Origin of the sequence: Rhodococcus sp. PML026 (genome assembly GCF_000963615.1) — a bacterium.
In the GTDB taxonomy this organism is placed as follows: Bacteria; Actinomycetota; Actinomycetes; order Mycobacteriales; family Mycobacteriaceae; genus Rhodococcoides; species Rhodococcoides fascians.
This window is the reverse complement of sequence record NZ_KQ031376.1, coordinates 225,509-236,629: the sequence shown is the minus strand read 5'-3', so window position 1 is coordinate 236,629 and position 11,121 is coordinate 225,509. Positions and strand designations below refer to the sequence as shown.

The 11,121-nt window shown below is 66.6% G+C and carries 1 protein-coding gene and 1 tRNA gene; one reads left to right on the top strand and one right to left on the bottom strand.

Translation table 11 applies throughout. The annotated features are described in order from the left end of the window. Nucleotides 1-123 precede the first annotated feature (123 nt). A tRNA-OTHER gene (locus VF34_RS25065) sits at nt 124-230 on the bottom strand. Between VF34_RS25065 and VF34_RS25060 the strand changes: the two genes are divergently transcribed. Further along, a complete protein-coding gene (locus VF34_RS25060) occupies nt 183-11,087 on the top strand; it encodes a non-ribosomal peptide synthetase (protein WP_155289534.1) in 10,905 nt (3,634 codons plus the stop codon). The two genes, VF34_RS25065 and VF34_RS25060, sit on opposite strands and share 48 nt — an antisense overlap. The last annotated feature ends 34 nt before the right edge of the window (nt 11,088-11,121 follow it).

Here is an 11,121-nt window from a genome sequence, read left to right as displayed (position 1 = left end):
GGACGGTGTTCCCGGAGACCGACGGCACGGCTCATCAGGTGATCGTCGACGCGCAGTCGGCGACACCGGAATTGACGCCGATCGAAATTTCCGCGCATCAGGTGGCCGATGCCATGCGCGAGCTGGCGACGACAGGATTCGACCTGTCGAAGGACCTCCCGTTCCGTACTCGGTTGTTCGAGGTGAGCCCCACCGAGCACCTGCTGGTGTTCGTGGTGCACCACATCGCCGCCGATGGTTTCTCGCTCGGCCCGCTCACTCGCGACGTCATGAATGCCTATGCGGCGCGGTCGATGAACCAGGAGCCGTACTGGACTCCGCTTCCGGTCGACTACGCCGACTACAGCCTGTGGCAGCGCGAGGTGCTGGGCTCCGAGGACGACCCCACGTCCGTGGTCTCGCAGCAGATCGACTACTGGACGACGACGTTGGCCGGTCTGCCGGATCAGCTCGATGTGCCCTCCGACCGTCCCAGGCCGGCGGTGGCGTCGAACAGCGGTGCGCTGGTGCGTTTCTCGATCGACGGAGAACTGCATCGCGCTCTGATCGAGGCGTCCCGACGTGAGAACGCGTCGCTGTTCATGCTGGTGCACACCAGCCTCGCGGTACTGCTCTCGCGGCTGTCCGGCGAGACCGACATCGCGATCGGCACACCGGTCGCGGGCCGCGGTGAGGCGGCGCTCGACGACCTGATCGGCATGTTCGTCAACACCCTCGTGCTCCGAACGGAGATCGACACCGCGCGCAGGTTCGACCAGGTACTCGCCGATGCTCGCGAGACCGATCTGTCGGCGCTGGCACACGTGGACGTTCCGTTCGAGCGTCTGGTGGAGATCCTCAACCCGGTACGTTCCACGGCACGTCATCCCCTCGTGCAGGTGGTGCTCGCGTTCCAGAACCTGGGGCAGAAGGATCTCGAACTACCGGGACTGTCGGTCTCGGGCGTCGACTTCGAGACCCTGGTTGCACTGTTCGACCTGCAGTTCACGTTCGTCGAATCGTTCGGACCCAGTGGCGCGGCGCAGGGTATGACGTTCGATGTCACCTACGCCACCGACCTGTTCGACGAGTCCACGGTGGTCACCCTGGGTGAGCGCCTGATCAAGGTCCTCGAATCCGTCGCCGACAACCTCTCGACCGTCGTGGGCGACATCGAACTGCTCGACGACGTCGAGTACAAGCGCGTGCTCGACGACTGGAACGACACCGACCACGACGTCGACCGGTCGCAGACGCTGGCCTCCCTCGGGCGGTCGGTCGAATCCGACGGAACCGCACTGGTATTCGGTGACGAGTCGGTGTCCTACGGCGAGTTCGACGCACGGGTGGCTCGTCTTGCGCGGTACCTCGTCGATCGTGGTGTCGGGCCCGAGACCACCGTGGCGATCGCTGCCCGTCGTTCGGTGGAGCTCCTCGTCGGAATTCACGCGATCGTCGCGGCGGGCGGTGCCTACGTACCGATCGACCCGGATCAGCCTGCCGAGCGAATCGCGCACATTCTGCGCACCGCGGCACCGGTGTGCGTACTGAGCACGTCACGAGACTCGGTGGATGCCGACGGGCTCGACGTGATCGACATCGACGTTCTCGACCTGTCCGGGGTCTCCGATGCACCGATCACCGACGCGGACCGAATCGGTGCACTGGCCCCGACGAACACCGCATACGTCATCTTCACGTCCGGGTCGACCGGGCAGCCGAAGGGCGTGGCCGTCACACACGAGGCAATCGTCAACCGTCTGCTGTGGATGCAGTCGGAATACGAGCTCGTCGCCGACGATGTCGTGTTGCAGAAGACCCCCGTCACGTTCGACGTGTCGGTGTGGGAACTGTTCTGGCCGTTGCAGATCGGGGCGACGCTGGTCATCGCGAAGCCGGACGGGCACCGAGACCCGCAGTACCTGCTCGAGACCATCGAGGCGCAGTCGGTCACGACGGCACACTTCGTGCCGTCGTTGCTCGAGGTCTTCGTCTCCGTCGTCGCAGCCGAGTCGTCGTCCGCAGCCGCGTCGCTGCGGACTCTGTTCGCCTCCGGTGAGGCGCTGCCCGCCGAGGTCGGCGAACGCGTCCGACGCGTCCTGCCGGGCGTGGCGCTGCACAACCTCTACGGACCCACCGAGGCGGCTGTCGACGTCACCTATCACGAGGTGTCCGAGGCGGACGTCGACCTGGTTCCGATCGGTGTTCCGGTGTGGAACACCAGAACGTACGTCCTCGACTCCCGACTGTCCCCGGTTGCTCCCGGGGTCGCAGGTGAGCTCTATCTCGCCGGAGTCCAACTGGCCCGCGGCTACCTCGGTCGAGTAGATCTGACAGCAGATCGATTCCTGCCGGATCCGTTCGGCGAACCGGGTTCTCGCATGTACCGCACCGGCGATCTGGTGCGCTGGCGGGAGTCCTCGTCTCACACCGGGCGCCTGGAGTACTTGGGCCGCACAGACTTCCAGGTCAAGTTGCGTGGTCTGCGCATCGAACTCGGGGAGATCGAGACCGTGCTGCGCCGGCACCCGTCGGTGGAGTCGGCCGTGGTGCTGGTTCGGCAGACGGCCGTCGCCGGAGATCAACTGGTCGCCTATGTGGTCCCCGCCTCCGGTGCGACCGTCGACGTGGCCGACCTGACGGCGTTCGCCGCCCGGTCGCTCGCCGGATACATGGTTCCGGCTGCGACCGTCGTGCTCGACGCACTTCCGCTGACCGCCAACGGCAAGCTCGACCGGCGCGCGCTCCCGGCACCGGATATAGAGCAGCGTGCCTTCCGCGCTCCGACGACCACGTCGGAAGTCGTGGTGTCGCAGGTGTTCCGCGACGTGCTCGGCGTCGATGTCGTCGGAGCCGACGACGAGTTCTTCGCTCTCGGCGGTAACTCGCTCGTGGCGACCAGGGTGGCGTCGCGCATCGGTGCCGCGACGGACACCACGGTCAGTGTTCGGACCATCTTCGAGGCGTCGACGGTGGCGGCTCTGGCGGCGAAGCTGGACGAACTCTCGGGATCGGGACGAAAGATTCCTCTCGTGCGCACCGAGTTGCCGGACGTCGTTCCGCTGTCGCTCGCCCAGCGCCGGATGTGGTTCCTCAACCGTTTCGACGTCGATTCGGCAACGGAGAATCTGCCCGTCGCCATCGAACTGATCGGTGACCTCGACGTCGTCGCGCTGCGCTCTGCCGTGGCCGACGTGATCGAACGGCACGAATCGCTGCGCACCGTCTACCCCGAGGTGGACGGGGTGGCGTCTCAGGTGATCGTCCCCGCAGCGCAGGTAGCTCCGGAGCTGGCACCGACGAAGGTCACCGCCGACGACGTCACCGCCGCCCTGGCCGAGTTCTTCGTGCAGGGTTTCGACGTCACGGCCGCACCCCCGCTCCGCGCCATCCTGCTCGAGCTCGACTCGAACCGGCATGTGCTTGCCTTGGCCACACATCACATTGCAGCAGACGGTTTCTCGATCGGACCGATGACTCGCGACCTCATGATCGCGTACGCGGCTCGGAGTGCAGGAAGCGAACCGGGTTGGGCACCGCTCGCGGTTCGCTACGCCGACTACACCCTGTGGCAGCAGACCGTGCTCGGTTCCGAGAGCGATCCCGATTCACCGGTGTCCGGCCAGATCCGACACTGGACGCGAACGCTGTCGGGACTGCCGGACGAGAGCACGTTCCCCGGCGACCGAGTGCGTCCCGATCGGTCGTCCTACCGCGGCGGCAACATTCGGCTGACGCTCGATGCGCAGACGCATGCGCGTCTCGGCGCGGTAGCCCGCGCCAATCAGAGCTCACTGTTCATGGTGTTGCACTCTGCTCTCGCGGTGTTGCTGTCCCGGTTGTCGGGCGAAACCGACATCGCCATCGGTACTCCGGTCGCCGGTCGCGGTGAGGCGGCACTCGACGACGTCATCGGTATGTTCGTCAACACCCTCGTGCTGCGCACCGAGATCGATCCCGGTGCTGCCTTCACCGAACTGCTCGCCCGTACGCGCAACACCGATCTGTCGGCGTTCGCGCACGCGGAGGTGCCGTTCGAGCGACTCGTCGAAGTACTCGACCCACCGAGGTCGGCCGCGCGGCATCCGCTGATCCAGGTGATGCTCACCGTGCAGAACATGGAGCAGACCGAACTCGAGCTCCCGGGCCTGACCGTGCGCGGAGTCGATCTCGACGTCGAGACGGCGAAGTTCGACATCCAGTTCACGTTCACCGAGAACCAGGCGGACGGCAGCTCGGCCATCGACGTGACGTTCGCCCGTGATCTCTACGACGAGGACACAGCCCGCGCTTTCGGTGAGCGCCTGATCCGCGTGCTGGAGTCGGTCGGTACCGATGCCGAGCAGCCCGTCGGGGACATCCCGGTGATGGATACGGCCGAGCGCGATCACGTTCTCGCCCTTGCCCAGGACGCACCGGCGGTCGCGGATTCTGCCGACTCCATCGTCTCCCTGTTCGCGGCCAGGGTCGCGGAGAACCCGGACGCTGCCGCCGTCGTCTTCGACGGTCGGTCGCGCACGTACGGAGACATCGACACCGAGTCGACGGCACTGGCGAGACATCTTGTCGCACAGGGTGTCGGCCGCGAATCCGCGGTCGCAGTCGTACTGCCTCGCACGGCCGATCTCGTGGTGGCGCTGCTCGCGGTGCTCAAGGCCGGAGGCGCATACGTACCGATCGATCCGTCGTACCCGGCCGATCGCATCGAGTTCGTGCTCGCCGACTCGCGTCCTGCCGCGGTACTGACCTGGACCGGTGTCGAGGTCGCGCTACCGCCGGAACTGCCCAGAGTCGACATGGACACCCCAGCGGACGAGTCCCAGTTCGCAACGGACGTCCTTCCCGCGGTGACGGCCGCAGAAGCTGCGTACGTCATCTACACCTCGGGTTCGACCGGCACCCCCAAGGGCGTCGTCGTCCCGCACCGCAACGTCGTCCGCCTGCTGGCGAACACCCAGCGGCACTTCGATTTCGGCCCCGCCGACGTCTGGACTCTGTTCCACTCGTACGCGTTCGACTTCTCCGTGTGGGAACTGTGGGGCCCGCTCACCACGGGTGGCACCGTCGTCGTGGTCGACTACTTCACGTCGAGGTCGCCGGAAGCGCTGCGCGAGTTGTTGATTCGCGAACGCGTGACCGTGCTCAACCAGACCCCGTCTGCTTTCTACCAATTCGACCAGGCCGACCGCACGGCATCGGGTGCTGCCGAGTACACACTGCGCTACGTCGTCTTCGGCGGAGAAGCGTTGGAGCTGCGTCGATTGAGCGGTTGGTTCGATCGGCACGGCGATCGTTCCCCGCAGTTGGTCAACATGTACGGCATCACCGAAACCACCGTCCACGTCTCGCATCGGGCGCTCGATGCGCAGGCTGCCGCGGAGGCATCGGGGTCACTGGTGGGTCGGGCGATCTCCGGGTTGTCCGTGTACGTGTTGGATGCGCGGCTCGGCCTCGTGCCGGCGGGTGTCCCGGGAGAGATGTACGTCTCGGGCGGTCAGGTGGCGCGGGGATACCTGGGTCGGCCTGACCTGACGGCGACACGATTCGTGGCAGATCCCTTCGCAGGCGACGGTTCCGTGCTCTATCGCACCGGCGACGTCGCCCGGTGGTCGCCCACCGGTGAGCTCGAATTCGTCGGTCGCGCAGACGATCAGGTCAAGATCCGCGGCTTCCGCATCGAACTGGGCGAAGTCGAATCGTCGGTTCTGTCGGCTCCGGCCGTCGGACAGGCCGCGGTGATCGTGCGCGAGGACGCTCCCGGTGCCGCGCGCCTTGTTGCTTACCTGGTGCCCGCAACCGGTTCCACGATCGACGTCGACGCCGTCCGTGCGTCGGTGGCCGAGCAGCTCCCCGAGTACATGGTCCCGTCGGCGTTCGTGGTGCTCGACGCAATTCCGTTGACCACCAACGGAAAGCTGGACCGGCGAGCGTTGCCCGAACCGGCCGCACGAACCCGTGAGTTCAGGCAACCGACGACTCCGATCGAGTCCTTGGTCGCCGAGGTGTTCGCCGACGTCCTCGGTCTCGACCGGGTCGGTCTCGACGACGACTTCTTCGAACTCGGCGGCAACTCTTTGGTGGCCACCCAGGTGGTGTCCCGACTCGGTGCCTCCGCCGACACGACGGTCCCAGTTCGGGCATTGTTCGAGGCCCCGACGGTCGCGGCACTCGCGGCGAGGGTCGAGCAGGGCTCGGGCGCGCGGCCGGCGCTGGTGCCAGGGCCTCGTCCCGATCGAGTTCCACTGTCGCTCGCGCAGCAGCGGATGTGGTTCCTCAACCGGTTCGACTCGGACTCGACGGCGTACAACATCCCGTTCGCTCTGCGCCTGAGCGGCGATCTGAACGTCGGCGCGTTGCAGAGCGCGGTCTCGGACGTCATCGAGCGGCACGAGACACTGCGATCGGTGTACCCGGATTCGCCCGAGGGACCGCATCAGGTGGTCGTGCCGATGTCCCAGGTGCCGACGACTCTCGACGTGATCGACACCGACGCGGAATCGGTGACCGCTCGGGTGCTGGAGCTGCTGGCGTCGACGTTCGACGTGACCGCAGAGGTTCCGTTGAAGACCTCGCTGTTCCGAGTCTCCGACACCGAGTTCGTGCTGGCGATGGTGGTCCATCACATCAGCGCCGACGGTCTGTCGATGATGCCGTTGTCGACCGACGTCATGACGGCCTATGCCGCCCGTACCCGGAAGTCCGATCCCGCATGGGCTCCGCTGCCGGTGCAGTACGCCGACTACGCGCTCTGGCAACGCGACGTTCTCGGCTCCGAGGACGACGCCGAATCGATTGCAGCGCAACAGATTCGATACTGGTCTGCCGCGCTGTCGGAGTTGCCCGAGCAGATCGAGCTACCTCTCGATCGCCCGCGTCCGGCGAGCCAGACGTTCCGCGGCAATCGCATCGATTTCCGAATCGACGTCGACGCGCACGCGCGTCTCGCAGAACTGGCCCGCGCGCACAACGCGACCGTCTTCATGGCCGTGCATGCGGCCTTCGCAGTGCTGCTTTCGCGGATCTCGGGGTCCTCGGACGTCGTCGTGGGTACACCCATCGCAGGTCGCGGCGAGGCCGAGATCGAGAACCTCGTCGGCATGTTCGTCAACACCCTGGTGTTGCGACTCGATGTTCCGGGCGAGGCGACCTTCGGTGATCTCCTCGACGCCGCGCGTGAAACCGATCTGCAGGCGTTCGCCCACTCGGACATCCCGTTCGAGCGGCTCGTCGACGTGGTCAACCCCACGCGCTCGACGGCTCGGCACCCGCTGTTCCAGGTCGGCTTCTCGTTCCAGAACTTCGCTCGCCGCGAGTTCGAGCTCGACGGGTTGGAAATCTCGGCGCTCGACACCGAGACCGGCAACTCCCAATTCGATCTGCATCTGATCGTGTCCGATGCCCAGCAGGGCGACGGCGCGGCAGGTGGCTTCGATGCCCTGCTGACCTACGCGACGGATCTGTTCGACGAGAGCACCGCCCGTTCACTCGTGGCCCGCTTCGAGGCCGTGCTGGCCGCCGTCGTGGCGTCGCCGTCGACACCCATCGGCGATCTCGACGTGCTGCTGGACGGCGAGCGATCTGCGATCGTCGAGGACTGGAACGACACGGTTCACGATTTCGGTGTCGTGGAACACACGACCCTGCCCGATCTGTTCGGTGCAGCCGCCGAACGCGACCGCGCTGCAGTCGCACTCGTCCACGACGATGGCGTGGTGACGTACGGAGAGTTCGCCGAGCGGGTCTCGCAGCTCGCGCGGCACCTGATCGGCATGGGTGTCGGGCCGGAAGTGCCTGTCGGCCTTGCCATTCGACGCTCGGTCGATCTCCTCGTCGGCATGTACGCCATCTCGACGGCAGGCGGGGCGTACGTTCCGATCGATCCGGACCAGCCGGCCGAGCGCAACGCGTTGGTCCTCGAGACAGCCGCTCCTGCGTGCATTCTGATCTCCGGCGATGTGGGTGCCGAGATCACCGATGCTGCCCCGATCGTGGATCTGGCCCGGTTCGACGCCTATGCCTACTCGGGTGGTCCGGTTGACGCGTCCGAACGCACCGGGGTGCTCACCGCAGCCAACACCGCGTACGTCATCTTCACGTCCGGATCGACCGGTCGTCCGAAGGGCGTTGCGGTCTCGCACGGTGCCGTCGTCAACCAGCTGAACTGGCTGCGTGCGGAGTACGCACTCGACGAGACCGACGCAGCGCTGCTCAAGACCGCAGCGACGTTCGACCTGTCGGTGTGGGAGTTCTGGTCGCAGCTGACCTCCGGCGGACGGCTCGTCGTGGCCGAGGCCGACGGTCATCGTGACCCCGACTACCTGCTGGAGCTGATTCGCACGCAGTCAGTGACGACACTGCACCTGGTGCCGTCGATGCTGTCGATGCTCGGCACCGTCGCCGCGGGCGAGGTATCGCCGAGCCTGCGGCGGGTGCTGGCTATCGGTGAGGCACTGCCCGCTGCCGTCGCACAGGAGTTCCGCAAGCGGAACGGATCGACCGACCTGCACAACCTGTACGGGCCGACCGAGGCAGCGGTGTCGGTGACCGCGCACGCGGTGACGGACGCCGATACGACCGCGGTGCCGATCGGTGTTCCCGAGGCGAACACGACGGTGTTCGTGTTGGACTCGCGGTTGCATCCGGTGCCTGCGGGCGTCAGCGGCGAGCTCTACCTTGCTGGCGCGCAGCTGGCGCGCGGCTACTTCGGGCGTGCGGACCTGACGTCGGAGCGATTCGTCGCCAATCCGTTCGACGCGAACGGTTCTCGGATGTACCGCACCGGCGACCTGGTGCGCTGGCGGGTGCCCGTCGTCGACGGAACGCCGGCCCCGGCGCACCTCGAGTACATCGATCGGGCCGACTTCCAGGTGAAGATTCGCGGATTCCGCATCGAGCTCGGTGAGATCGAAGCGGCCCTGCGGTCGCAGCCGGCAGTGGCAGATTCGGCCGTCGTGGTGCACAGCGGCGAGTCCATGGGCGACCAGTTGGTGGCCTACGTGGTCGGCCGGGCCGGGGAGGTCGTCGATGTCGCGCACGTCGAATCCGAACTCTCGCACCTCGTTCCGTCGTACATGGTGCCTGCGGCATTCGTGGTGCTCGAAGCGCTACCGCTCAATGCCAACGGAAAGCTGGACCGAAAGGCGCTGCCCGCGCCGCACTTCGAGGCCACCGAGTTCCGCGCACCGGTCACCCCGATCGAGGAGATCGTCGCGACGACCGTTGCCGAACTGCTCGGGCTGGACCGCGCGGGGCTGGACGACGACTTCTTCGCCCTCGGCGGAAACTCGTTGATCGCAACCCAACTGGTCTCGCGCCTCGGCCAGGCTCTCGACGCGCAGATTCCCGTGCGATCGGTGTTCGCGGCGTCCACGGTGGCGGGCCTCGCTGCACACATTGCGCCGCTCGTCGGCGGCGGTGCCCGTCGGGAACTGACGGTGCGCGAGCGTCCCGATCGACTACCCTTGTCGATCGCCCAGGAACGGATGTGGACGATCAACCGCATCGACCCGGGTTCGTCCGCGTACAACATCCCCGTTGCGGTGCGGTTGACCGGTGCCCTCGACATCGCCTCGCTCCGCGGCGCGTTCGACGATGTGCTCGGTCGCCACGAGATTCTGCGGACGGCCTACCCCGATTCGGTCGACGGCCCGGTGCAGCAGATCGGTGGCGTAGCCGACGTCGGGGTGGAGCTCGAACCCGAACAGGTGGCACCGGACGCCGTGGTGTCCCGCCTGACGGACGTCCTCGGTGCGGGATTCGACGTGACGAAGACCGTCCCGGTCCGGGCTGCGCTACTGCAGGTCGGCGACGACGAACACGTCCTCGCCGTGGTGGCTCACCACATCGCCGCCGACGGGTTCTCGATGGGGCCGTTGATCCGCGATGTCATGGTCGCCTACACCGCTCGGGTGGCGGGGGAGATGCCGTCGTGGGCACCGCTGCCGGTGCAGTACGCCGATTTCGCGCTGTGGCAGCGTGACGTACTCGGCCGCGAGGACGACCCGGACAGTCCACTGGCGAAGCAGCTGGCCTACTGGACCGCCGAGCTGGCGGGAGCGCCGGAACAACTGGCACTGCCGCTCGATCGCCCACGGCCACCTCGACCGACCATGGAAGGCGCGTCGTACGGCTTCACGTTCGGTTCCGACGTGGCGTCGGCCATAGAGAAGATCGCCCGCGAGCATGCGGCGACGACGTTCATGGTGGTGCACAGCGCGTTCGCGGTTCTGCTGGGCCGGTTGAGCAACTCGTCGGACATCAGCATCGGCACCCCGACCGCAGGACGCGGCGAGGAGCAACTGGACGACCTGGTCGGCATGTTCGTCAACACGTTGGTGCTGCGCACGCAGATCGATCGGAACGGCACGTTCCTGGACCTGGTACGTCAGGCGAAGGACAAGGACCTCGCGGCGTTCGGCCACGCGGACGTTCCGTTCGAGCGGCTGGTCGATGCGCTCGGCCGCGCTCGGTCGAGCGCCTACACACCGCTGTTCCAGGCGATGTTGACGTTCCAGAACCATGCGACGGGCACGTTCGAGCTGCCGGGCCTGCAGGTGCAGGCGCTGCCGGCAGGCGACGATCAGGCGAAGTTCGACCTTCAGCTGACCGCTGTCGAGAACTTCGACGAGACCGGAGCGCTGCAGGACATCGAGGCGACGTTCACCTACGCGACGTCGATCTTCGACGAATCGACGATAGCGACGTTCGCCGAGCGGCTGTCGAAGATTCTGCGGACGGTCGTCTCCGATCCCGAGGTGGTGCTGCGATCCATCGACATCCTCACGGACGAGGAGAAGGCCGAGTTCGCGCCGCGCGCCAAGCCGAAGACGGTCGACGACCTACCGCAGTTGATTGCCGACGCAGCGGCGACCGCGCCCGATGCGGTGGCGCTCGAGCACGAATCGACGAGTGTCGATTTTGCGGCCCTGAACGCCAAATTGACGCAGATGTCGGCGACGATGGGCGCGGCGATGAAGCCTCAGGCTCTGGTGACGGTCACGCTGTCCGCACTGATTCCGGGTATCTTGCCCGCCCTCGGTGCAGAGGGGTTGTCGACCGCTCTGGCATCGTTGATCCAACGGGCGGAGTCGGTGATCGCGTCGTCGTGACGAAAGCCGAGCTCGCCGGTTGTGCACGTGGATC